Here is a 23,602-nt window from a genome sequence, read left to right on the forward strand (position 1 = left end):
TAAAGCGCGCTCGGCTTGGCGATATAGCTGCTATATCACTTGTTCTTGAGCGCGCCTGCCGTTAACCTTGTCGGCGGAGAGTCGATCGGACAGTCGCTGCCTTCTTTTGTTCCGCAAAAGAGGGGGGAGGAAAGTCCGGGCTCCATAGGGCAGAGTGCCAGGTAACGCCTGGGAGGCGCGAGCCTACGGAAAGTGCCACAGAAAATAACCGCCTAAGCACTTCGGTGCCGGTAAGGGTGAAAAGGTGCGGTAAGAGCGCACCGCACGTCTGGCAACAGTTCGTGGCTAGGTAAACCCCACTCGGAGCAAGACCAAATAGGGTTCCATTAGGCGTGGCCCGCGTCGGAACCGGGTAGGTTGCTAGAGGCGTCCAGTGATGGCCGTCGTAGAGGAATGACTGTCCTCGACAAAACCCGGCTTACAGATCGACTCTCCACCTCTCCCTCCCTGCTTCAATCGATAGCAGGAACGCATTGGTAATACCGAAAAAATCTTACTCTTAATAAATCACTTTAACTTCGCACTCTATCCGACTGAGTGTGCGCGATTTTTTTCCTCAGATTTACCCGCCGATACTCCTTCTTCCTCTCATTGTTACGCTAAATCGCCGTCCTGTAAGGGATTTCCCTACGAGCGTGCCTTGACGGTGTGGCGGGCGGATTCCTATAGTGTGCGCAAGTGGCAGAAAGTGGGATGAAGTGGGTTTTCTGACACAAAAACGCTAACATTGTGGGGAATCGCAGCCGTGTTCCGCGGAGCCAACGCCGTCAGCCTCGATGCAAAGGGCAGACTCGCCATGCCGAGTCGGTACCGTGACGAGCTCGATTCGCGTTGCCAAGGGCAGTTGATCGTGACCATTGATGCGGTCGATCCCTGCATTTGCGTATACCCCCTCGATGAGTGGGAACAGATAGAAGCCAAGTTGCGCGCCTTGCCGTCGTTGCGTGAGGAAAACCGCCGCCTCCAGCGTTTGCTGATCGGTAATGCGGTTGACCTGGAGCTCGATGGCAGTGGACGTTTCCTGGTGCCGCCCCGCCTGCGTGAGTACGCCAAGCTCGACAAGAAGGCGATGTTGGTGGGGCAGCTGAACAAATTCCAGCTGTGGGATGAGGATGCCTGGAACGCAGTTTCGGCAGCCGATCTTGCAGCTATCCAACAACCGGGCGCCATGCCTGATGAATTGCGTGACCTGATCCTGTGACGATAGATAGCGGCTTCAACCACATCACCGTGCTACTCGACGAAGCTGTCGAGGCACTGGCCCTGCGCGACGATGGTTGCTATCTCGATGGCACCTTCGGCAGGGGTGGTCACAGCCGCCTGATTCTCAGCAAGTTGGGGCCGCAGGGCCGGCTGCTGGGGTTCGACAAAGATCCACAAGCGATTGCCACCGGGCAAGCGCTGGCGGCCGAAGACGGCCGCTTCGTCATTGTGCAGCGCAGCTTTGCCGAGCTGGGCCAGGAAGTGGCCGAGCGCGGCCTGGCGGGCAAGGTCAGCGGCGTGCTGCTTGACCTGGGTGTGTCCTCGCCGCAGCTCGATGACCCTGAGCGCGGCTTCAGCTTTCTCAACGACGGCCCGCTGGACATGCGCATGAACCCTGCCCAGGGCATCAGCGCTGCCGAGTTCATTGCCACTGCCCCGGTCGAAGAAATCGCCCGCGTCTTCAAGGAATATGGCGAAGAGCGTTTCTCCGGGCGTATGGCCCGTGCCGTGGTCGAGCGCCGCGAAAAACAGCCGTTCACCCGTACCGCCGACCTTGCCGAAGTGCTCAAGGTCGCCAACCCAGCCTGGGAAAAGGGCAAGAACCCGGCGACCCGCGCCTTCCAGGGCCTGCGGATTCACGTCAACAACGAGCTGGGCGATCTTGAAGCCGGTCTTGAAGCGGCGCTCGATGCGCTGCAAGTCGGTGGGCGCCTGGTGGTGATCAGCTTCCACTCTCTGGAAGACCGTATCGTCAAGCTGTTCATGCGCAAACTGGTCAAGGGCGAGGCAGACAACTTGCCGCGCAACCTGCCGGTGCAGCACAAAGTCTTCGAGCCGAAGATCCGCTTGATCGGCAAGGCGCAGTTCGCCTCCGATGCCGAACTCAAGGCCAACCCGCGGGCGCGCAGCGCCGTCATGCGGGTGGCGGAGAAGTTGCGGTGAGCCGGCTATTTGCCAAACCTTTGCCAGGCGGTAGCTTCCTGATGCTCCTGCTGTTTGTCGGTGTGCTGGTTTCAGCGATCGCCGTGTCCTACAGCGCGCACTGGAATCGCCAGTTGCTCAATGCCCTGTACGGCGAACTGAGCGAGCGCGACAAAGCCCAGGCCGAATGGGGCCGGTTGATTCTTGAGCAAAGCACCTGGACTGCCCACAGCCGCATCGAGAGCCTGGCCAGCGAGCAGTTGAAGATGCGCGTGCCTGCCGCTGACGAAGTGCGGATGGTGGCGCCATGATGAAGCTCGAAGGCGCACTCTACCCCTGGCGCTTCCGCGTCGTGATCGCTTTGCTGGCACTGATGGTCGGCGCCATTTGCTGGCGGATCATCGATCTGCAGGTGGTCGATCGTGCCTTCCTCAAGGGCCAGGGCGATGCGCGCAGCCTGCGCCATATCCAGATTCCGGCACACCGTGGGCTGATCACCGACCGCAACGGCGAACCGCTGGCGGTGAGTACCCCGGTCACCACCTTGTGGGCCAACCCCAAGGAAATGCAGCCCTACAAAGACCGTTGGGCGCAATTGGCTGCCGTGCTCGGGCAAAACCCGCAGCAGTTGACCGAGCGTCTTACCCAGCAGGCCAACAAAGAATTCATCTACCTGGTACGCGGCCTCACCCCAGAGCAAGGCCAGCAAGTGCTGGACCTGAAAGTCCCGGGTGTCTACGGCATGGAAGAGTTCCGCCGTTTCTACCCGGCCGGTGATGTCACCGCGCATATGGTCGGCTTTACCGACCTGGACGACCACGGCCGCGAAGGGGTGGAACTGGCCTACGACGAATGGCTGGCCGGGGTGCCCGGCAAGCGCCAGGTGATCAAGGACCGGCGCGGCCGGCTGATCAAAGACATCCAGGTAACCAAAAACGCCAAGGCCGGAAAGACCTTGGCGTTGTCGATAGACCTGCGCCTGCAATACCTGGCCACCCGCGAGCTGCGTAACGCTATCGCCGAACAGGAAGCCAAGGCCGGCAGCCTGGTGATCATGGACGTCAAGACCGGCGAAGTGCTGGCCATGGTCAACCAGCCGACCTACAACCCGAACAACCGTCGCAGCATGTTCCCGGCCGCCATGCGCAACCGGGCGATCATCGACGTGTTCGAGCCAGGCTCGACAGTCAAGCCGCTGTCGATGAGCGCCGCCCTGCAAAGCGGGCGCTGGAAGCCGACCGACAAGGTCGAGGTCTACCCGGGCAGCCTGCAGATTGGCCGCTACACCATCAAGGACGTGTCGCGCAGCGAGGGCCCGATCCTCGACCTGACCGGCATCCTGATCAACTCCTCCAACGTAGGCATGAGCAAGATCGCCTTCGATATCGGCGGTGAAGCCATCTACCGGGTCATGTCGCAGCTGGGCCTGGGGCAGTACACCGGGCTGGGCTTCCCGGGCGAGCGCGTGGGTAACCTGCCTAACCACCGTGAATGGCGCAAGGCCGAGACTGCGACCCTGTCGTACGGCTACGGTCTGTCGGTCACCGCGCTGCAACTGGTGCACGCCTACGCCGCCTTGGCCAACGACGGCAAGATGGTGCCGCTGAGCATCGTCAAGGTCGACAAGACCCCTGAGTCCACCCAAGTGGTGCCCAAGGAGACCGCCGAAACCATCCAGGGCATGCTCCAGCAGGTCATTGAAGCGCCGCGCGGTGTATACCGGGCGCAGGTGCCGTTCTATCACGTCGGTGGCAAGTCCGGTACCGCGCGTAAGGCGACCGTCGGCTCCAAGGGCTACACCGAAAACGCCTACCGTTCGCTGTTCGCCGGCTTCGGCCCGATGAGCGATCCGCGTTATGCGATCGTCGTGGTCATCGATGAGCCGAGCAAGGGTGGCTACTTCGGCGGTCTGGTCTCGGCGCCGGTCTTTAGCAAAGTGATGTCGGGCACCCTGCGCCTGATGAACGTACCGCCAGACAACCTGCCGCCGCCTGCACCCGCAACGCCTGCCGCGCCGCAGCAGGTCAACGCCGCAGTCGCCAAAGGAGGGCGTGGTTGATGACAATGCCACTGAGCAAGCTGTTCGCCCATGCCAGCCGCGATCCGCTGATCCGCGAATTGACCCTGGACAGCCGCGCCGTGCGTCCAGGCGACCTGTTCCTGGCTGTGCCAGGGGCCAAGGTCGACGGCCGCGACCACATCGCCGATGCCTTGGCCCGTGGCGCTGCCGCCGTTGCCTATGAAGAGCAGGGCGCAACCGTACTGCCGATCACCGACGCGCCGCTGATCCCGGTCAAGGGCTTGATCGCCCAGCTGTCGGAAATTGCCGGGCGTTTCTACGGCGAGCCGAGCCGTCAGCTCAATCTGATTGGCGTCACCGGCACCAACGGCAAGACCAGCGTTACCCAGCTGCTGGCGCAGGCGCTCGATGCGTTGGGTCAGCGTTGCGGGCTGATCGGCACGCTTGGCACCGGATTCTACGGCGAACTGCAGAGCGGTCGCTTGACCACGCCTGACCCGATTGCCGTGCAGGCGACCCTATACGACCTGAAGAAAGCCGGTGGCAAGGCCGTGGCCATGGAAGTCTCGTCGCATGCGCTGGAGCAGGGCCGGGTTGCCGCGCTCGCCTTCGACATCGCGGTGATGACCAACCTGTCGCGTGACCACCTGGACTACCACGGCAGCATGCAGGCCTATGAAGCGGCCAAGGCCAAGTTGTTCGCCTGGCCCAACCTGCGCGCCCAAGTGGTCAATCTGGACGATGAGTTCGGTCGCCGCCTGGCGGCCGATTTCGCCCGCAAGCCGGCTGCCGACCACGTCGAAACGCGCCTGCTCAGCTATAGCCTGGAAAACCCCGAGGCTTCGTTGTTCTGCCGCGAAGCCACGTTCGACGACGATGGCGTGCGTGCCATCCTGGTGACGGCGCAAGGTGAAAGCATCCTGCGCAGCCAGCTACTGGGGCGCTTCAACTTGAGCAACATGCTCGCGGCGGTCGCCGCTTTGCTCGCCCTGGACTACTCGCTCGACGAAATCCTCAAGGTAACGGCGAAACTGCAAGGCCCGGTCGGGCGCATGCAGCGTTTGGGTGGCGGCGACAAGCCGTTGGTCGTGGTCGACTACGCGCACACGCCCGACGCCTTGGAAAAAGTCCTCCAAGCCCTGCGCCCACATGCTCATGGCAAGCTGCTGTGCCTGTTCGGCTGCGGCGGCGACCGTGACCGTGGCAAGCGTCCACTGATGGCCGAAGTGGCCGAGCGCCTGGCTGATCGCGTGCTGGTCACCGACGACAACCCGCGTACTGAAGATCCTGCGTTGATCTTCGACGATATCCGCCCTGGTTTCGCCCAACCTGGTGCCGTCGAATTCGTCGCCGGCCGTGGCGCGGCCATTGCCCACCTGATCGCCACCGCCGCAGCCGACGATGTCATCGTCCTGGCCGGCAAGGGGCACGAGGACTACCAGGAGATCAACGGCGAGCGCCACGATTTCTCCGACCTGGTCGAAGCCGAAAAGGCACTAGCAGCCTGGGAGGCTCCACATGCTTAAGCCCATGACCCTTAGCCAGCTGACGGCACCACTGCAAGCGCGCCTGGTGGGTACTGACATCAGCTTCAGCGGGGTCAGCATCGACAGTCGCACGGTCACCGATGGCCAGCTGTTCGTCGCGCTCGCCGGACCACGTTTCGATGGTCACGATTATCTGGCCGACGTGAAGGCCAAAGGCGCCGTGGCGGCTCTGGTCGAGCGCGAAGTTGCCGATGTCGATCTGCCGCAGTTGGTCGTCGCCGACTGCCGCCTGGCCCTCGGCCAGCTCGGTGCGCTGAACCGCGCCGCCTTCGACAAGCCGGTCGCAGCCATTACCGGTTCCAGCGGCAAGACTACGGTCAAGGAACTGCTGGCCGCCATCTTGCGCACGCGCGGGCCGGTGTTGGCCACCCGTGGCAACCTCAACAATGATCTCGGTGCGCCGCTGACCCTGCTGGAAATCGGCGCCGAGCATACGGCGGCAGTGATCGAGCTGGGCGCTTCGCGCATCGGCGAGATCCGCTACACCGTTGGCCTGACCCAGCCGCAGGTGGTCATCATCAATAACGCCGGCACCGCCCATGTCGGTGAGTTCGGTGGTCCGGAAAAAATCGTCGAAGCCAAGGGCGAGATCCTTGAAGGCCTGGGCGAGGGCGGCACGGCCATTCTCAACCTGGACGACAAGGCCTTTGCGATCTGGCAAAAACGTGCCGGCAACCACGCCATCCTCAGTTTTGCCTTGGCTAACAGCCAGGCAGATTTCCACGCCAGCGACGTCGGTCGCGACGAGCGCGGTTGCCCATCGTTCACCCTGCACGGTCCGGCCGGTTCGGTCCCGGTGCAGTTGAACCTGCTCGGCACCCACAACGTCAGCAATGCCCTGGCCGCGGCCGCCGCCGCGCATGCCCTGGGGGTCAGCCTGCCGGGGATCGCCGCTGGCTTGAACGCGGTGCAGCCGGTCAAGGGACGTACCGTGGCGCAAGTTGCGCCCAATGGCGTGCGGGTCATCGACGACAGCTACAACGCAAATCCCACCTCGATGTGCGCCGCCATTGATATACTCGCCGGCTTTTCCGGACGCACCGTCCTGGTGCTCGGGGATATCGGCGAACTGGGTCAATGGGCGGAGGAAGGCCACCGGCAGGTGGGCGACTACGCACGCGGCAAGGTCGACGCCTTGTACGCGGTAGGGACCAACATGACACATGCGGTCAAGGCGTTCGGCGCCAATGGCCGTCATTTCGCTACTCAAGCTGAGCTGATCGACGCCGTTCGCGGTGAGAGCGCCAGCGACACCACTATCTTGATCAAGGGCTCGCGCAGCGCTGCGATGGAAAACGTCGTGGCGGCATTGTGTGGTGCCAGCGGGGAGAAACATTAATGCTTTTGCTGTTGGCTGAGTATCTGCAGCAGTTCCACAAAGGCTTCGCGGTCTTCCAGTACCTGTCCCTGCGCGGGATTCTCGGGGTACTGACTGCGTTGTCGCTGTCGCTGTGGCTGGGCCCGTGGATGATTCGTACCCTGCAAGTCCGTCAGATCGGTCAGGCTGTGCGCAATGACGGCCCGCAATCGCACCTGTCCAAGTCCGGCACCCCGACCATGGGCGGTGCCTTGATCCTGTCTGCCATCGCCATCAGCACCTTGCTCTGGGCTGACCTGACCAACCGCTATGTCTGGGTGGTGCTGATCGTCACCCTGCTGTTCGGCGCCATCGGCTGGGTCGACGACTACCGCAAGGTGATTGAGAAGAACTCGCGTGGCCTGCCGAGCCGCTGGAAGTACTTCTGGCAATCGGTGTTCGGCCTGGGCGCGGCGATCTTCCTCTACATGACCGCGCCGACCAGCGTCGAGACCACGCTGATCGTGCCGTTCGTCAAGGACCTGACCATCCCCCTGGGGATCGGCTTCGTGGTGCTGACCTATTTCGTCATCGTCGGTTCGAGCAACGCGGTCAACCTGACTGACGGCCTCGATGGCCTGGCGATCATGCCGACGGTGATGGTCGGCGGTGCACTGGGCATCTTCTGCTACCTGTCGGGTAACGTGAAGTTCGCCGAGTACCTGTTGATTCCGTACGTGCCGGGCGCCGGCGAGCTGATCGTGTTCTGCGGCGCGCTGATCGGTGCGGGCCTGGGCTTCCTGTGGTTCAACACCTATCCGGCCCAGGTATTCATGGGCGACGTCGGCGCACTGGCGCTGGGCGCAGCGCTTGGCACCATCGCGGTGATCGTGCGCCAGGAAATCGTGCTGTTCATCATGGGCGGTGTGTTCGTCATGGAAACCCTGTCGGTGGTGATCCAGGTCGCCTCCTTCAAGTTGACCGGCAAGCGCGTGTTTCGCATGGCACCGATCCACCACCACTTTGAACTCAAGGGTTGGCCTGAGCCACGGGTGATCGTCCGCTTCTGGATTATCACGGTGATTCTGGTGCTGATCGGCCTTGCAACCCTGAAACTGAGGTAGACGAGCGTGTCACTGATCGCTTCCGACCAATTCCGCATCGTTGTCGGCCTCGGCAAGAGCGGCATGTCCCTGGTTCGCTTCCTGGCGAACCGGGGCATTGCCTTTGCGGTCGCCGATACCCGCGAGCAACCGCCGGAACTGGAAACCCTGCGCCGGGAATACCCGCAGGTGGAAGTACGCTGTGGTGAGCTGGACGTCGACTTCCTCTGCCGCGCCAACGAGCTGTACGTCAGCCCGGGCCTGGCCCTGGCCACTCCGGCCCTGCAGCAAGCGGCAGCCCGCGGCGTCAAGCTGTCGGGCGACATCGAACTGTTCGCCCGCAACGCCAAGGCACCGATCATTGCCATCAGCGGCTCCAACGCCAAGAGCACGGTGACCACCCTGGTCGGCGAGATGGCCGCCAAGGCAGGCAAGCGTGTGGCAGTCGGCGGTAACCTGGGGACGCCAGCGCTGGACCTGCTCGATGACAGTGTCGAGCTGTACGTGATGGAGCTGTCGAGCTTCCAACTGGAGACCACCGATCAGCTCAACGCCGAAGTGGCGACCGTGCTGAACATCAGTGAAGACCACATGGATCGCTACAGCGGTCTGCCGGCCTACCACCTGGCCAAGCACCGGATCTTCCGTGGCGCCAACCAAGTGGTCGTCAACCGCCAGGACGCGCTGACCCGGCCACTGCCGGTCGAAGGCCGTCCATGCTGGAGCTTCGGTTTGAACGCCCCCGACTTCAAGGCCTTTGGCCTGCGTGAAGTCGATGGCGAGAAATACCTGGCATTCGAGTTCCAGAACCTGATGCCGGTGCGCGAGCTGAAGATTCGCGGTGCGCACAACCAGAGCAATGCCCTGGCGGCCTTGGCCCTGGGCCATGCCGTGGGCTTGCCGTTCGCGCCGATGCTGGCAGCACTGCGCGAATTCAGCGGCTTGGCCCATCGTTGCCAGTGGGTGCGCGAGCGCAATGGGGTGAACTGGTACGACGATTCCAAGGCGACCAACGTCGGTGCCGCCCTGGCGGCCATCGAAGGTTTGGGCGCCGATATCCAAGGCAAGCTGGTGCTGATCGCTGGCGGTGACGGCAAGGGCGCCGACTTTGCCGCGCTGCGTGAGCCCATTGCGCGCTACTGCCGCGCCGTGGTGTTGCTTGGCCGCGATGCCGAGCGCCTGGCGCAAACGCTGGGTGACGCCGTGCCGCTGGTGCGGGTCAAGACCCTGGACGAGGCCGTCCAGCAATGCGCCGAACTGGCCCAGCCTGGCGATGCCGTGTTGCTGTCGCCCGCTTGCGCCAGCCTCGACATGTTCAAGAACTTCGAAGAGCGTGGGCGCCTGTTCGCCCAGGCGGCGGGGGGGCTGGCATGATCTTCGGCATCCTCAAGCCATACCCGTCGCCGCTGATCAGTGGCCGTGGCATCGACCTCGACTTCGCCTTCCTTGCGGGCTGCCTGGCACTGCTCGGCCTAGGCCTGGTGATGATCACCTCGGCCTCCTCGGAAGTGGCCGCAGTGCAGTCCGGCAATCCGCTTTACCACATGTTCCGCCACCTGGTGTACGTGGCCATTGGCCTGGTCGCCGGCGGGGTGACTATGTTGGTGCCGATCGCCACCTGGCAGCGCATGGGCTTCATGATGCTGCTGGCCGCCTTCGGCTTGCTGTTCCTGGTACTGGTGCCGGGCATTGGCCGTGAAGTGAACGGCTCGATGCGCTGGATCGGCTTCAGCTTCTTCAACGTCCAGCCATCGGAGATCGCCAAGGTCTTCGTGGTCATCTACCTGGCCGGCTACCTGGTGCGTCGCCAGCAGGAAGTGCGTGAGAGCTGGATGGGCTTCTTCAAGCCGTTCATCGTGCTGCTGCCGATGGCCGGACTGTTGCTGATGGAACCGGACTTCGGTGCCACCGTGGTGATGATGGGCGCGGCCGCAGCGATGCTGTTCCTCGGCGGGGTGGGGCTGTTCCGCTTCTCGCTGATGGTGGTGCTGGCAGTGGTTGCGGTGTTTGTCCTGGTGCAGGCGCAGCCCTATCGAATGGCGCGGCTGATCACCTTCACCGACCCCTGGTCCGATCAGTTCGGTTCCGGCTACCAGTTGACCCAGGCGCTGATCGCCTTTGGTCGCGGCGAATGGCTGGGCGTGGGCCTGGGCAACAGCGTGCAGAAACAGTTCTACCTGCCTGAGGCGCACACCGACTTCGTGTTCTCGGTACTGGCCGAAGAGCTGGGCGTGGTCGGCACCCTGTGCACCGTGGCGCTGTTCGTGTTCGTCACTGTGCGCGCGCTGTACATCGGCCTGTGGGCCGAGAAGGCCAAGCAATTCTTCGCCGCCTACATGGCCTTCGGCCTGGCGTTCCTGTGGATCGGCCAGTTCCTGATCAACATCGGGGTGAACGTCGGCCTGCTGCCGACCAAGGGCCTGACCTTGCCGTTCCTCAGTTACGGCGGCAGCTCGTTGGTGATCTGCTGTGCCTGTGTCGGGCTGTTGCTGCGCATCGAATGGGAAAGTCGCACGCACCTGGGCAGTGAAGAGCACGAATTCAAAGAAAGCGATTTTGCCGAGGAGACCGCTCATGGCCGCTGACGGTAAAAACGTTCTGATCATGGCAGGCGGCACTGGCGGACATGTGTTCCCGGCGCTGGCCTGCGCCCGTGAATTCCAGGCGCGCGGCTATAGCGTGCACTGGTTGGGTACCCCACGCGGTATCGAAAACGAGCTGGTGCCCCAGGCTGGCCTGGCGCTGCACCTGATCCAGGTCACTGGCCTGCGCGGCAAGGGCAAGCTGTCGCTGCTCAAGGCGCCGTTCACCCTGATCAAGGCTGTGTTGCAGGCGCGCAAGATCATCGCCCAGCTCAAGCCGGTCTGCGTGATCGGTTTCGGCGGCTATGTCACAGGCCCTGGTGGAGTGGCGGCAAAACTGTGCGGCGTACCGCTGGTGATCCACGAGCAGAACGCTCGCGCCGGTACTGCCAATCGCCTGCTGGTGCCGCTGGCAGCGCGGGTTTGCGAAGCCTTCCCGGACACCTTCCAGGCCAGCGACAAGCGCCGCACCACGGGCAATCCGGTGCGCCCGGAACTGTTCCTCGACGCCCAGCGCGCACCGCTGGCCGAGCGCCGTGCGCGCTTGTTGGTACTCGGTGGCAGCCTCGGTGCGGAACCATTGAATAAATTGCTGCCTAACGCCCTGTCGCAAGTGTCTGCAGACCTTCGGCCAGAGGTGTTCCACCAGGCCGGTAAGCAGCATGCGCCGATCACCGCCGAGCGATATCGCGAAGCGGGGGTCGAGGCTCAGGTCGAGCCGTTCATCAAGGACATGGCCCACGCCTACGGCTGGGCCGATATGGTGGTGTGCCGGGCCGGTGCCCTGACCGTCAGCGAACTCGCTGCGGCAGGCCTGCCCTCGATGCTGGTGCCTTTGCCCCACGCCATCGATGACCACCAGACCCACAATGCCAACTATCTGGCTCGTGAAGGCGCCGCCTTCCTGATGCCACAAGCGACAACTGGCGCAGCGCAGCTCGCTGAACGCCTGAACGAGGTGCTGATGCAACCCGAGAAACTCAACTCCATGGCTGGCACCGCACGGCGCCTGGCCAAGCCTGCCGCAACCAGCACCGTGGTCGATATCTGCCTGGAGGTGGCCCATGGTTGAAAGCCAGAAAGCCATTCCCCAACCAAAAATGGGCCGTATCCGCCGTATCCACTTCGTCGGTATCGGCGGCGTGGGCATGTGCGGTATTGCCGAAGTGCTGCTGAACCTGGGCTATGAAGTGTCCGGCTCCGACCTCAAGGCCTCGCCGGTTACCGAGCGCCTGGAGTCGTTCGGCGCGCAAATCTTCGTCGGCCACCGCGCCGAGAACGCCGCCAATGCCGATGTGCTGGTGGTGTCCAGCGCGATCAACCCGGCCAACCCGGAAGTCGCCACCGCACTTGAGCGGCGCATTCCCGTGGTGCCGCGTGCCGAGATGCTCGCCGAGCTGATGCGCTACCGCCACGGCATCGCCGTTGCCGGCACCCATGGCAAGACCACCACCACCAGCCTGTTGGCCTCGGTGTTCGCCGCTGGCGGCCTGGACCCGACCTTCGTCATCGGTGGTCGTCTGACCGCAGCGGGCACCAATGCCCAGCTCGGCGCCAGCCGCTACCTGATCGCCGAAGCGGACGAGAGCGACGCCAGCTTCCTGCACCTGCAGCCGATGGTTGCCGTGGTCACCAACATCGACGCCGACCACATGGCTACCTACGAAGGCGACTTCAACAAGTTGAAGAAAACCTTCGTCGAGTTCCTGCACAACCTGCCGTTCTACGGTCTGGCGGTGATGTGCCTGGACGATCCGGTGGTGCGCGAGATCCTGCCGCAGGTCAAGCGACCGACGGTGACCTACGGCTTCAGCGAAGAGGCCGACATTCGCGCCATCAACGTGCGCCAGCAGGGCATGCAGACCCACTTCACCGTCCTGCGCCGCGACTGCGAGCCGCTGGAGGTATCGGTCAACATGCCAGGCAACCACAACGTGCTCAACGCCTTGGCGACCATCGCCATCGCCACTGACGAAGGCATCAGCGATGCCGCCATCGTCCAGGGGCTGTCTGGCTTCCAGGGCGTGGGTCGACGCTTCCAGGTCTACGGCGAACTGCCGGTCGACGGCGGCAGCGTGATGCTGGTCGACGATTACGGTCACCACCCGACTGAAGTCGCCGCGGTGATCAAGGCGGTGCGCGGTGGCTGGCCAAGCCGGCGTCTGGTGATGGTCTACCAACCACACCGCTACAGCCGTACCCGCGATCTGTACGACGATTTCGTCCAGGTGCTGGCCGATGCCAACGTGCTGCTGCTGATGGAGGTCTACCCGGCCGGTGAAGAACCGATTCCCGGTGCCGACAGCCGCCAGCTGTGCCACAGCATTCGTCAACGTGGCCAGCTCGATCCGATCTACATCGAACGAGGTGTGGAGTTGGCGCCGCTGGTCAAGCCGCTGCTGCGCGCCGGCGACATCCTGCTCTGTCAGGGGGCTGGTGATATCGGTGGCTTGGCCCCGCAACTGATGAAAAGCCCGCTGTTCGCTGGCGCCGTAGTTAAGCAGGAGAAGTCCAAATGACCAGCGCCTACGACAAGCTGCACTCGACCCTGGACGTCAAGGCGTTCGGCCGCGTCGCCGTGCTCTACGGCGGCAAGAGCGCCGAACGTGAGGTGTCGCTGAAATCAGGCGCCGCAGTGATCGACGCGCTGACCAGCGCTGGAGTCGACGTGGTCGCCATCGATGTCGGCGACGACCTGCTCACTCGCCTGCAAAGCGAGAAGATCGATCGCGCCTTCATCATTCTCCACGGTCGTGGCGGTGAAGACGGCAGCATGCAAGGCCTGCTCGAGTGCCTCGGCATTCCCTACACCGGCAGCGGTATCCTCGCTTCGGCGCTGGCCATGGACAAGCTGCGCACCAAGCAGGTGTGGCAGAGCCTGGGTATTCCAACGCCGCGTCACGCCGTGTTGGGTAGCAAAGACGATTGTGTTGCCGCCGGTACGGAACTGGGCTTCCCGCTGATCGTCAAACCCGCCCATGAAGGCTCAAGTATCGGCATGGCCAAGGTGAACAGCGTTGAAGAGCTGGTCGCCGCCTGGCAAGACGCCGCCAAGTACGATTCGCAAGTCCTGGTCGAGCAATGGATCCACGGCCCGGAGTTCACCATCGCCGTATTGCGTGGCCAGGTGCTGCCGCCGATCGCCCTGGGCACGCCGCACGTGTTCTACGACTACGACGCCAAGTACATCGCCAATGACACCCAGTACCGCATCCCGTGCGGCCTGGACAGTGCCAAGGAACAGGAACTGATCGACCTGACCGCGCGCGCCTGCGATGCCATCGGCATCGAAGGCTGGGGCCGGCTGGACGTGATGCAGGACGAGCAGGGCCGGTTCTGGCTGCTCGAAGTCAACACCGCACCGGGCATGACTGATCATAGCCTGGTGCCCATGGCGGCCCGCGCGGCCGGTCTGGACTTCCAGCAATTGGTGCTGGCGATCCTGGCCGAAAGCGTTGGGACGCGAGGTTAAGCAAGCATGCAAGGCGCGATGATACGTCAGCAGCAACCCGTTACCGGCCGTAGCAAGCCGGTGCCGCGAGGTGCCAGCCGACTGGTGGCCGACGAGCCCGTATCGGCGCGCCTGCCGCGGCCAAGCCTGGGTGGCCTCAAGCGCCTGCTGTGGCCGGTATTGCTGGTGGCTGCCGGCTTTGGCGCTTATGAGGGCGCCGTGCGCCTGATGCCTTATGCCGACCGACCGATTACCAAGATCGCTGTGCAAGGTGATCTGAGCTACATCAGCCAGCAAGCAGTGCAGCAGCGAATCGCCCCCTACGTGGCCGCGAGCTTCTTCAGCGTCGACCTCAGCGCCATGCGCGCCGAGCTTGAGCAGATGCCCTGGATCGCGCACGCCGAAGTACGCCGGGTGTGGCCCGACGAGGTGGTGATCCGCCTCGAAGAGCAACTGCCGGTGGCGCGCTGGGGCGATGAAGCCTTGCTCAACAACCAGGGCCAGGCGTTCACCCCGCGTGAGCTGGCCAACTATGAGCACCTGCCGCAGCTGTTCGGGCCGCAGCGCGCTCAGCAACAAGTCATGCAGCAATATCAGGTATTGAGCCAGATGCTGCGCCCCATGGGCTTTTCCATCGCTCGCCTGGAGCTGCGCGAGCGAGGCAGTTGGTTCCTGACCACCGGTGCCGGTAGCGCCGGCCCCGGTATCGAACTGCTGTTGGGGCGCGACCATCTGGTGGAGAAGATGCGCCGTTTCATTGCCATTTACGACAAGACACTCAAAGAGCAGATCACCAACATCGCCCGCATTGATCTGCGCTACGCCAACGGATTGGCTGTTGGCTGGCGGGAACCGATTGCACCGACGACGGCCCAACCCGCCGTTGCGAAGAATTAGAGAGAGGCAGGACCATGGCAAACGCGCATAGCGGCAAAATGATCGTCGGGCTGGACATCGGCACCTCCAAGGTGGTGGCGCTGGTGGGTGAAGTCGGCGAAGACGGTACCCTGGAGATCGTCGGTATCGGTACTCATCCGTCCCGCGGCCTGAAGAAGGGTGTGGTGGTGAACATCGAGTCGACCGTGCAGTCGATCCAGCGCGCCGTGGAAGAGGCCCAGCTGATGGCTGGCTGCCGGATCCACTCGGCGTTCGTTGGCGTGGCCGGCAATCACATCCGCAGCCTGAACTCCCACGGCATCGTCGCCATCCGCGACCGTGAAGTCAGCACTGCCGACCTTGAGCGGGTACTCGACGCTGCCCAGGCCGTGGCCATCCCGGCTGACCAGCGCGTGCTGCACACCCTGCCGCAGGACTACGTGATCGACAACCAGGAAGGCGTGCGCGAGCCGCTGGGCATGTCCGGCGTGCGTCTGGAAGCCAAGGTCCACGTGGTCACTTGCGCCGTCAACGCCGCGCAGAACATCGAAAAATGCGTACGCCGCTGCGGCCTGGAAATCGACGACATCATCCTTGAGCAGTTGGCCTCGGCCTACTCGGTGCTCACCGATGACGAGAAAGAGCTGGGCGTGTGCCTGGTCGACATCGGTGGCGGTACCACGGATATCGCCATCTTCACCGAGGGTGCGATCCGTCACACCGCGGTGATCCCGATCGCTGGCGACCAGGTTACCAACGACATCGCCATGGCCCTGCGTACCCCCACCCAGTACGCCGAAGAAATCAAGATTCGCTACGCCTGCGCCCTGGCCAAACTGGCCGGTGCCGGCGAGACCATCAAAGTGCCAAGCGTCGGCGACCGTCCGCCGCGCGAACTGTCGCGCCAGGCCCTGGCTGAAGTGGTGGAGCCTCGTTACGACGAGCTGTTCACCCTGATCCAGGCCGAACTGCGCCGCAGCGGCTACGAGGACCTGGTGCCTGCCGGCATCGTTCTCACTGGCGGCACCGCGAAGATGGAAGGGGCCGTGGAATTGGCCGAGGAAATCTTCCACATGCCGGTACGCCTGGGCGTACCGCACAGTGTTCGGGGTCTGAGCGACGTGGTGCGCAACCCGATCTATTCCACCGGCGTGGGCTTGCTCACCTACGGCCTGCTCAAGCAGTCCGAGGACTTGATCCTGACCGGTAATAGCAACAGCAGCAGCAACAGCTATGGCGATGAACCGAAGGCTCCAGTGCTTGAGCGATTCAAGCGCTGGGTCCAGGGCAACTTCTAAGTTTCAAAGCAGTAGTGGTAGGCGCGACAACTAGAGAACTGTAAGGAGAGGGAAAATGTTCGAGCTCGTAGACAACGTCCCGCAAAGTCCGGTCATCAAAGTGATCGGCGTCGGCGGTGGCGGCGGCAACGCCGTCAACCACATGGTCAAGAGCAGCATCGAAGGCGTGGAATTCATCTGCGCCAACACTGATGCTCAAGCGCTGAAAAACATTGGCGCGCGTACCATCCTGCAACTGGGTACCGGCGTGACCAAGGGTCTGGGTGCCGGTGCCAATCCAGAAGTCGGCCGTCAGGCTGCGCTGGAAGACCGTGAGCGCATCGCCGAGGTGCTGCAGGGCACCAACATGGTGTTCATCACCACCGGCATGGGTGGCGGTACCGGTACCGGTGCGGCGCCGATCATCGCCGAAGTGGCCAAGGAAATGGGCATCCTCACCGTTGCAGTGGTGACTCGCCCGTTCCCGTTCGAGGGCCGCAAACGTATGCAGATCGCCGATGAAGGCATCCGCATGCTGGCTGAGAGCGTCGACTCGCTGATCACCATCCCCAACGAGAAGCTGCTGACCATCCTGGGCAAGGATGCCAGCCTGCTGTCGGCATTCGCCAAGGCTGACGACGTTCTGGCCGGCGCAGTGCGCGGCATCTCCGACATCATCAAGCGTCCGGGCATGATCAACGTCGACTTCGCCGACGTGCGTACCGTGATGGGCGAGATGGGCATGGCCATGATGGGTACCGGCTGCGCCAGCGGTCCGAACCGTGCTCGTGAGGCCACCGAGGCTGCAATCCGCAACCCGCTGCTCGAAGACGTCAACCTGCAGGGCGCTCGCGGTATCCTGGTGAACATCACCGCCGGTCCCGACCTGTCCCTGGGCGAGTACTCCGACGTCGGTAGCATCATCGAAGCCTTCGCCTCCGACCACGCGATGGTCAAGGTCGGCACCGTGATCGACCCGGACATGCGCGACGAGCTGCACGTAACCGTAGTGGCCACTGGCCTGGGTGCGCGCATCGAGAAACCGGTCAAGGTCGTCGACAACACCCTGCAGACCGCTCAACAGGCGTACGAGGCTTCTAACCCAGCCCCGGCTCGTCAGGAGCAGCCAGCGGTCAATTACCGTGACCTGGAGCGTCCGACCGTGATGCGCAACCAAGCGCATGCGGGCGCCGCAGCAGCCGCTAAACTCAATCCTCAGGATGACTTGGACTATCTGGACATCCCAGCTTTCCTGCGTCGTCAGGCTGATTGATGGAATTTATCAGGGGTATAAAGGTGATTGGTATTCAGCAAAGGTCGGGTCTGTTATTATCCCCAGCCTTTGTTGATACCAGTTCGCAATTTGCGCTGAAGCGGCCAATGCCATGATTAAACAACGCACCCTGAAGAATATTATCCGTGCTACGGGCGTCGGCCTGCACTCCGGTGAGAAGGTCTACCTGACCCTCAAGCCTGCGCCTGTGGATACCGGCATCGTCTTCCGCCGCGCCGACCTTGACCCTGTGGTCGAGATCCCGGCTCGCGCGGCCAACGTCGGCGAGACAACCATGTCGACGACGCTGGTCAACGGTGACGTCAAGGTCGATACGGTCGAGCACCTGCTCTCCGCTATGGCGGGCCTGGGCATCGATAACGCCTACGTCGAGCTCTCCGCCTCGGAAGTGCCGATCATGGATGGTAGCGCCGGACCTTTCGTATTCCTGATTCAATCGGCCGGCCTGGAAGAACAGGACGCGCCCAAGAAGTTCATCCGCATCCTGCGTGAAGTGACAGTGGAAGATGGCGACAAGCGCGCTACTTTCCTGCCTTTCGAAGGGTTCAAGGTGAGCTTTGAGATCGACTTCGATCACCCGGTCGTCAGCGGCCGGACCCAGAGCGCCAGCGTCGACTTCTCCAGCACCTCGTTCGTGAAGGAAGTCAGCCGCGCCCGGACCTTCGGGTTCATGCGCGACATCGAGTACCTGCGCAAGCACAACCTCGCGTTGGGCGGCAGTGTCGAGAACGCCATTGTTGTCGATGAGACCGGCGTGCTTAACGAAGACGGCCTTCGCTACGAAGACGAATTCGTCAAACACAAGATCCTCGACGCCATCGGTGACCTGTATCTGCTGGGCAACAGCCTGATTGGCGAGTTCAAGGGCTTCAAGTCCGGACACGCGCTGAACAATCAGTTGCTGCGCAAGCTGATCGCTGAAACTGATGCCTGGGAAGTGGTCATTTTCGAAGATGCCAGCACGGCACCGATCTCTTATATGCGCCCTGTTGCGGCCGTGTAAGTTCGAACACTCTCTAGTTCATTGAGGCCACCTTCGGGTGGCCTTTTTTATGGGGGTTAGCAAACTCACGACAGGCACCTCGAGGCCTCAGCGCTTATCCTTCACCTGTGCATGACTGGCCAAGCGCTCCAGCGCCGCCCTCAGGTTGGGATCGCTGATGCCCTCGGCGGTATCGCGCAGGCTCTCGGCCGCATTGCTCGACAGCTCTGGTGCATGCCCACTGCGTTTAGCCGGCGCCACCGGGGGTTGCACCCTGAAATGAATTCGCTGCAAGTTGCCAAAGGCTTCCAGGGCCAGCAACTGACGCTGCAGGCGTTTCTGCTGATAGCGCAGGCGCGTAGCCCAGTGGCCATCGGTCACCACCAGCAGCAACACGCCATCGCGCCAGGAGGCTACATGACAGTGGGCGCGGGCGGCCGGTTGCAACTGGCTTTCAAGCAAACGTTGCAGGTGCTCCAGGCGTTCGGCCTGGTTGAGCAGTAAGCGCAGCGGCCGGGCTTCGCGCAGGAGCGCGGCCGGCGGCCGGGCGGGCGAAGGTTTAAAGGCCATGAGGATTCGCAGGAAGTTACAGAACCGCCATGGTAACAGAAGGTGGGTTTTGCATAGGCTGCTCTGTCTTGTTGACGGGTAATCCGGCGAAGACGGCGGAACTCATGGCATCGCGTAAGAGTCATTCTCAATACGTTTCATCTTCGCTACACCTTGAACTTGCAAAAAAAGTCCTTATGTTAGAAACGTCCCCGCCCTAGCGCTGTGCCAGCATCGTGGAAATCCACCACTTTCCTCACCATCGTTTCCGGGTAGAATGCTCGTTCGCATGCGGCCCAAGGGCTGCTCGGGCGACTCATGGGGCCGCCCTCCATCCCTAAGTGTGGAAGATCCTGCCGATATGTTTGCGCCTTTGTTAAAGAAACTTTTTGGAAGCAAGAACGAGCGCGAGATCAAACGCCTGCTCAAGACGGTCAGCACCGTCAATGCCTTCGAAGAGAAAATGTTGGCCCTCTCCGATGAGCAGCTGCGTGGCAAGACCGCAGAGTTCAAAGAGCGCCTGGCCAAAGGCGAAACCCTCGACCAACTGCTGCCAGAAGCCTTCGCCGTGGCCCGTGAGGCCGGTAAGCGCGTGATGGGCATGCGTCACTTCGATGTGCAGCTGATCGGCGGCATGACCTTGCACGAAGGCATGATCGCAGAAATGCGCACCGGTGAAGGCAAGACCTTGGTCGGTACCCTGGCCGTCTACCTCAACGCATTGTCCGGCAAGGGCGTGCACGTGGTCACGGTCAACGACTACCTGGCCCGCCGCGACGCCAACTGGATGCGTCCGCTGTACGAATTCCTCGGCCTGTCGGTGGGCATCGTCTCGGCCTTCCAGCCACCGGAAGAAAAGCGCGCTGCCTATGCTGCCGACATCACCTACGGCACCAACAACGAATTCGGTTTCGACTACCTGCGCGACAACATGGCCTTCAGCGTCGACGAGAAGTTCCAGCGTGAGCTGAACTTCGCGGTCATCGACGAAGTCGACTCGATCCTCATCGACGAAGCGCGCACCCCGCTGATCATCTCCGGCCAGGCCGAAGATAGCTCCAAGCTGTACATCGAGATCAACCGCCTGATCCCGCGCCTGACCCAGCACATCGAAGAAGTCGAAGGCCAGGTCACCCAGGAAGGCCACTACTCGATCGACGAGAAGAGCCGCCAGGTCGAGCTCAACGAAGCCGGTCACCAGTTCATCGAAGAGATGCTCACCCAAGCCGGCCTGCTGGCCGAGGGCGAGAGCCTCTATTCGGCACACAACCTGGGCCTGCTGACCCACGTTTACGCCGGTCTGCGTGCGCACAAGCTGTTCCATCGCAACGTCGAGTACATCGTCCAGGACGGCCAGGTCCTGCTGATCGACGAGCACACCGGCCGGACCATGCCGGGTCGTCGCCTGTCCGAGGGCCTGCACCAGGCCATCGAGGCGAAGGAAAACCTCAACATTCAGGCCGAGAGCCAGACCCTGGCCTCGACCACCTTCCAGAACTACTTCCGTCTGTACACCAAGCTGTCCGGCATGACCGGTACCGCCGACACCGAAGCGTTCGAGTTCGCCCAGATCTACGCCCTCAACGTGATGGTCATTCCGCCGAACAAGCCGCTGGCGCGTAAAGACTTCAACGACCTGGTGTACCTGACCGCCGAAGAGAAGTACCAGGCGATCATCGCCGACATCAAGGAAAGCATGGCCAGCGGCCGTCCGGTCCTGGTCGGTACGGCGACCATCGAGACCTCCGAGCACATGTCCAACCTGCTCAAGCAGGAAGGCATCGATCACAAGGTACTCAACGCCAAGTACCACGAAAAAGAAGCCGAGATCATCGCCCAGGCCGGTGCGCCAGGCGCGCTGACCATCGCCACCAACATGGCCGGCCGTGGTACCGACATTCTCCTGGGCGGTAACTGGGAGGCTGAAGTTGCCGCCCTGGAAAACCCTACCGCCGAGCAGATCGCCCAGATCAAGGCGGACTGGCAGAAGCGCCACCAGCAAGTGATCGAGGCCGGCGGTCTGCACGTGATCGCCTCCGAGCGCCACGAATCGCGTCGTATCGACAACCAGCTGCGCGGCCGTTCCGGTCGTCAGGGCGACCCAGGCTCCAGCCGCTTCTACCTGTCGCTGGAAGACAGCCTGATGCGTATCTTCGCCTCCGACCGGGTGAAGAACTTCATGAAGGCGCTGGGTATGCAATCCGGCGAGGCCATCGAGCACCGCATGGTTACTAACGCCATCGAGAAGGCTCAGCGCAAGGTCGAAGGGCGCAACTTCGATATTCGTAAGCAACTGCTCGAATACGACGACGTGGCCAACGAACAGCGTAAAGTCATCTACCACATGCGCAACAGCCTGCTGGCTGCGCAGAACATCGGCGACACCATCGCCGAGTTCCGCCAGGAAGTGCTCGATGCCACCATCAGCCAGCACATTCCGCCGCAATCGCTGCCAGAGCAGTGGGACGTGGCCGGTCTTGAGGCGTCGCTGTCGAGCGACTTCGGCATCAAGCTGCCGATCCAGCAGTGGCTGGACGAGGACGACCACCTCTACGAAGAGACCCTGCGCGAGAAGCTGCTGAACGAGATCACCAGCGCCTACAACGAGAAGGAAGACCAGGCCGGCGAAGACGCCCTGCGGACCTTCGAGAAGCAGATCCTGCTGCGCGTGCTGGACGACCTGTGGAAAGACCACCTGTCGACCATGGATCACCTGCGTCACGGTATCCACCTGCGCGGTTACGCGCAGAAGAACCCCAAGCAGGAGTACAAGCGCGAATCCTTCACCTTGTTCCAAGAGCTGCTGGAGTCGATCAAGCGCGACACCATCCGCGTGCTCTCGCACGTTCAGGTACGCCGCGAAGATCCGATCGAAGAAGAAGCCCGCCTGCGTCGCGAAGCCGAAGAACTGGCCCAGCGCATGCAGTTCCAGCACGCCCCGGCACCAGGCCTGGAAAGCGAGCAGCACAGCGAGGAGGGCGCGGAAGTCGCCGTCGCCGCAGCGCCGGTGCGCAATGACCTGAAACTGGGCCGCAACGAGCCGTGCTGGTGTGGTTCGGGCAAGAAGTTCAAGCATTGCCACGGCCAGATCGAGTGATCGAGCTGTCCCCGCGTCACCCTGACAACTGAAACACTGCGCCGCGAACGGTTTCGACCTTCGCGGCGTTGTTCCCTCTCACGCCTGGCCGTATCTTGTGCGGCACATATTTTCTAGGAGCGCATTCATGGCTGTTGGTCTTGGTCCTTTGCCCACCCTGCACCCGGTTCCGGGGTTTGAACTCGGCATCGCTTCGGCGGGCATCAAGCGCCCTGGGCGCAAGGACGTGGTAGTGATGCGCTGCGCCGAAGGCTCCAGCGTTGCCGGCGTATTCACCCTCAATGCCTTCTGCGCCGCCCCGGTGATTCTCTCCAAGCAGCGCGTGCAGGGCACTGTGCGCTACTTGCTGACCAACACCGGCAATGCCAACGCCGGTACCGGCGCCCCTGGCCTGGCCGCCGCTGAGCGCACCTGCGCCAAGCTGGCTGAACTGGCCGGTGTCGACGCCCAGTCGGTACTGCCGTTCTCCACCGGCGTGATCGGTGAGCCGCTGCCGGTCGAGAAAATCGAAGGCGCGCTGCAGGCCGCCTTGGACAACCTGTCGGAAAACAACTGGGCCGAAGCCGCCACCGGCATCATGACCACCGACACCCTGCCCAAGGGTGCCAGCCGTCAGTTCCAGTTCGAAGGCCAGACCATCACCGTTACCGGCATCAGCAAAGGCGCCGGCATGATCCGCCCGAATATGGCCACCATGCTCGGCTACATCGCCACCGACGCCAAGGTCGCCCCAGCGGTGCTCAAGGACCTGATGCTCGACGGTGCCAACAAGTCGTTCAACCGCATCACCATCGATGGCGACACCTCGACCAACGACTGCTGCATGCTGATCGCCACCGGCAAGGCCGATGTGCCCGAGATCAGCGAAGCCAAGGGAGCGCTGTTCGAGGCGCTGAAGCAGGCGGTATTCGAAGTCTGCATGGAAGTCGCCCAGGCCATCGTGCGTGACGGTGAAGGCGCTACCAAGTTCGTCACCGTAGAGGTCAACGGTGGTGGCAATCATCAGGAGTGCCTGGACGTTGGTTACGCGGTGGCCCACTCACCGCTGATCAAGACCGCCCTGTTCGCCTCCGACCCCAACTGGGGCCGCATCCTCGCCGCCGTTGGTCGTGCGGGTGTACCGCAACTGGATGTCAGCTTGATCGACGTGTTCCTCGGCGAAGTGTGCATCGCCAGCAAAGGTGGCCGCAGCCCAAGCTACACCGAACAGCAAGGCTCCAAGGTAATGGCCCAGGAGGAAATCACCATTCGTATCGAGCTGGGGCGTGGGCAGTGCAGCGAAACCATCTGGACGACTGACCTGTCCCACGAGTACGTCAAGATCAACGCTGAGTATCGCACCTGATCTGCTGATCCTTGGGGCCGCGCAGCGGCCCCAAGGTATTTCAGATTCAGCCAATTAA

Annotated in this window: 19 protein-coding genes and 1 other RNA gene; 19 read left to right on the forward strand and 1 reads right to left on the reverse strand. The window is 62.6% G+C overall.

Annotation, left to right across the window (positions count from 1 at the left end; all coding sequences use genetic code 11):
* The first annotated feature begins 77 nt into the window (after positions 1 to 77).
* The 17 genes from rnpB (at position 78) to lpxC (ending at position 18,574) form a co-directional block, all read left to right on the forward strand.
* Positions 78 to 437: RNase P RNA component class A (rnpB, locus tag AAZU54_RS22140), an RNA gene on the forward strand.
* 308 nt (positions 438 to 745) lie between these two features.
* Positions 746 to 1,201 (forward strand): division/cell wall cluster transcriptional repressor MraZ, encoded by a 456-nt coding sequence (gene mraZ, locus AAZU54_RS22145; RefSeq protein ID WP_186553864.1) that lies wholly within the window; start codon positions 746 to 748, stop codon positions 1,199 to 1,201.
* A complete protein-coding gene (gene rsmH, locus AAZU54_RS22150) occupies positions 1,198 to 2,145 on the forward strand; it encodes a 16S rRNA (cytosine(1402)-N(4))-methyltransferase RsmH (protein ID WP_392464703.1) in 948 nt (315 codons plus the stop codon). Before mraZ ends, rsmH begins: the two co-directional genes overlap by 4 nt.
* Entirely contained in the window at positions 2,142 to 2,435 is a 294-nt protein-coding gene (gene ftsL / locus AAZU54_RS22155; protein WP_186553865.1) for a cell division protein FtsL, read from the forward strand. The genes rsmH and ftsL overlap by 4 nt, the downstream gene beginning before the upstream one ends.
* Entirely contained in the window at positions 2,435 to 4,183 is a 1,749-nt protein-coding gene (locus AAZU54_RS22160; protein ID WP_186553995.1) for a peptidoglycan D,D-transpeptidase FtsI family protein, read from the forward strand. Before ftsL ends, AAZU54_RS22160 begins: the two co-directional genes overlap by 1 nt.
* Positions 4,183 to 5,670 carry a UDP-N-acetylmuramoyl-L-alanyl-D-glutamate--2,6-diaminopimelate ligase gene (locus AAZU54_RS22165; RefSeq protein ID WP_186553866.1) on the forward strand — a complete coding sequence of 496 codons (1,488 nt, stop codon included), beginning with the start codon at positions 4,183 to 4,185 and terminating at the stop codon, positions 5,668 to 5,670. The genes AAZU54_RS22160 and AAZU54_RS22165 overlap by 1 nt, the downstream gene beginning before the upstream one ends.
* Positions 5,663 to 7,030, forward strand: a complete 1,368-nt coding sequence (locus AAZU54_RS22170; protein WP_434727678.1) for a UDP-N-acetylmuramoyl-tripeptide--D-alanyl-D-alanine ligase — start codon at positions 5,663 to 5,665, stop codon at positions 7,028 to 7,030. Before AAZU54_RS22165 ends, AAZU54_RS22170 begins: the two co-directional genes overlap by 8 nt.
* Positions 7,030 to 8,112 (forward strand): phospho-N-acetylmuramoyl-pentapeptide-transferase, encoded by a 1,083-nt coding sequence (mraY, locus tag AAZU54_RS22175; protein ID WP_186553868.1) that lies wholly within the window; start codon positions 7,030 to 7,032, stop codon positions 8,110 to 8,112. Before AAZU54_RS22170 ends, mraY begins: the two co-directional genes overlap by 1 nt.
* 6 nt (positions 8,113 to 8,118) lie before the next feature.
* Positions 8,119 to 9,465: a UDP-N-acetylmuramoyl-L-alanine--D-glutamate ligase gene (gene murD / locus AAZU54_RS22180; protein WP_434727679.1), complete on the forward strand. Its 1,347-nt coding sequence runs from the start codon at positions 8,119 to 8,121 to the stop codon at positions 9,463 to 9,465.
* Entirely contained in the window at positions 9,462 to 10,676 is a 1,215-nt protein-coding gene (gene ftsW / locus AAZU54_RS22185; protein ID WP_189661729.1) for a putative lipid II flippase FtsW, read from the forward strand. The genes murD and ftsW overlap by 4 nt, the downstream gene beginning before the upstream one ends.
* Positions 10,666 to 11,745, forward strand: a complete 1,080-nt coding sequence (gene murG, locus AAZU54_RS22190; RefSeq protein WP_405129563.1) for an undecaprenyldiphospho-muramoylpentapeptide beta-N-acetylglucosaminyltransferase — start codon at positions 10,666 to 10,668, stop codon at positions 11,743 to 11,745. Before ftsW ends, murG begins: the two co-directional genes overlap by 11 nt.
* A complete protein-coding gene (gene murC / locus AAZU54_RS22195; RefSeq protein WP_186553871.1) occupies positions 11,738 to 13,192 on the forward strand; it encodes a UDP-N-acetylmuramate--L-alanine ligase in 1,455 nt (484 codons plus the stop codon). The genes murG and murC overlap by 8 nt, the downstream gene beginning before the upstream one ends.
* Positions 13,189 to 14,145: a D-alanine--D-alanine ligase gene (locus tag AAZU54_RS22200; protein ID WP_186553872.1), complete on the forward strand. Its 957-nt coding sequence runs from the start codon at positions 13,189 to 13,191 to the stop codon at positions 14,143 to 14,145. Before murC ends, AAZU54_RS22200 begins: the two co-directional genes overlap by 4 nt.
* A gap of 6 nt (positions 14,146 to 14,151) precedes the next feature.
* Positions 14,152 to 15,021, forward strand: a complete 870-nt coding sequence (locus AAZU54_RS22205; RefSeq protein WP_186553873.1) for a cell division protein FtsQ/DivIB — start codon at positions 14,152 to 14,154, stop codon at positions 15,019 to 15,021.
* 14 nt (positions 15,022 to 15,035) lie between these two features.
* A complete protein-coding gene (gene ftsA / locus AAZU54_RS22210) occupies positions 15,036 to 16,298 on the forward strand; it encodes a cell division protein FtsA (protein WP_186553874.1) in 1,263 nt (420 codons plus the stop codon).
* 55 nt (positions 16,299 to 16,353) lie between these two features.
* The gene (ftsZ, locus tag AAZU54_RS22215; protein WP_012274054.1) at positions 16,354 to 17,550 is read left to right on the forward strand and encodes a cell division protein FtsZ; all 1,197 of its coding nucleotides are present in this window, start codon (positions 16,354 to 16,356) and stop codon (positions 17,548 to 17,550) included.
* Between the two features lie 112 nt (positions 17,551 to 17,662).
* On the forward strand, positions 17,663 to 18,574 hold the full coding sequence (gene lpxC, locus AAZU54_RS22220; protein ID WP_186553875.1) for a UDP-3-O-acyl-N-acetylglucosamine deacetylase: 912 nt from the start codon (positions 17,663 to 17,665) through the stop codon (positions 18,572 to 18,574).
* Between the two features lie 87 nt (positions 18,575 to 18,661).
* On the opposite strand, the gene AAZU54_RS22225 is transcribed toward lpxC, so the two are convergent.
* Positions 18,662 to 19,123 (reverse strand): DUF721 domain-containing protein, encoded by a 462-nt coding sequence (locus AAZU54_RS22225; protein WP_186553876.1) that lies wholly within the window; start codon positions 19,121 to 19,123, stop codon positions 18,662 to 18,664.
* 340 nt (positions 19,124 to 19,463) lie between these two features.
* Here AAZU54_RS22225 and secA point away from each other — a divergent pair, with 340 nt between their 5' ends.
* Both secA and argJ read left to right on the forward strand, forming a co-directional pair.
* Positions 19,464 to 22,199 carry a preprotein translocase subunit SecA gene (secA, locus tag AAZU54_RS22230; protein WP_186553877.1) on the forward strand — a complete coding sequence of 912 codons (2,736 nt, stop codon included), beginning with the start codon at positions 19,464 to 19,466 and terminating at the stop codon, positions 22,197 to 22,199.
* Between the two features lie 127 nt (positions 22,200 to 22,326).
* The gene (gene argJ, locus AAZU54_RS22235) at positions 22,327 to 23,544 is read left to right on the forward strand and encodes a bifunctional glutamate N-acetyltransferase/amino-acid acetyltransferase ArgJ (RefSeq protein WP_434727680.1); all 1,218 of its coding nucleotides are present in this window, start codon (positions 22,327 to 22,329) and stop codon (positions 23,542 to 23,544) included.
* Positions 23,545 to 23,602: the final 58 nt, after the last annotated feature.

The organism is Pseudomonas sp. Je.1.5.c (assembly GCF_051129895.1).
Lineage (GTDB): Bacteria > Pseudomonadota > Gammaproteobacteria > Pseudomonadales > Pseudomonadaceae > Aquipseudomonas > Aquipseudomonas urmiensis.

Coding starts and splice junctions, on each gene's coding strand:
- ftsZ (WP_012274054.1), top strand. CDS start 16,354: ATGTTCGAGCTCGTAGACAACGTCCCGCAAAGTCCGGTCATCAAAGTG.
- lpxC (WP_186553875.1), top strand. CDS start 17,663: ATGATTAAACAACGCACCCTGAAGAATATTATCCGTGCTACGGGCGTC.
- AAZU54_RS22165 (WP_186553866.1), top strand. CDS start 4,183: ATGACAATGCCACTGAGCAAGCTGTTCGCCCATGCCAGCCGCGATCCG.
- AAZU54_RS22225 (WP_186553876.1), bottom strand. CDS start 19,123: ATGGCCTTTAAACCTTCGCCCGCCCGGCCGCCGGCCGCGCTCCTGCGC.
- murG (WP_405129563.1), top strand. CDS start 10,666: ATGGCCGCTGACGGTAAAAACGTTCTGATCATGGCAGGCGGCACTGGC.
- AAZU54_RS22205 (WP_186553873.1), top strand. CDS start 14,152: ATGCAAGGCGCGATGATACGTCAGCAGCAACCCGTTACCGGCCGTAGC.
- argJ (WP_434727680.1), top strand. CDS start 22,327: ATGGCTGTTGGTCTTGGTCCTTTGCCCACCCTGCACCCGGTTCCGGGG.
- AAZU54_RS22170 (WP_434727678.1), top strand. CDS start 5,663: ATGCTTAAGCCCATGACCCTTAGCCAGCTGACGGCACCACTGCAAGCG.
- murC (WP_186553871.1), top strand. CDS start 11,738: ATGGTTGAAAGCCAGAAAGCCATTCCCCAACCAAAAATGGGCCGTATC.
- ftsA (WP_186553874.1), top strand. CDS start 15,036: ATGGCAAACGCGCATAGCGGCAAAATGATCGTCGGGCTGGACATCGGC.
- mraY (WP_186553868.1), top strand. CDS start 7,030: ATGCTTTTGCTGTTGGCTGAGTATCTGCAGCAGTTCCACAAAGGCTTC.
- secA (WP_186553877.1), top strand. CDS start 19,464: ATGTTTGCGCCTTTGTTAAAGAAACTTTTTGGAAGCAAGAACGAGCGC.
- AAZU54_RS22160 (WP_186553995.1), top strand. CDS start 2,435: ATGAAGCTCGAAGGCGCACTCTACCCCTGGCGCTTCCGCGTCGTGATC.
- AAZU54_RS22200 (WP_186553872.1), top strand. CDS start 13,189: ATGACCAGCGCCTACGACAAGCTGCACTCGACCCTGGACGTCAAGGCG.
- ftsW (WP_189661729.1), top strand. CDS start 9,462: ATGATCTTCGGCATCCTCAAGCCATACCCGTCGCCGCTGATCAGTGGC.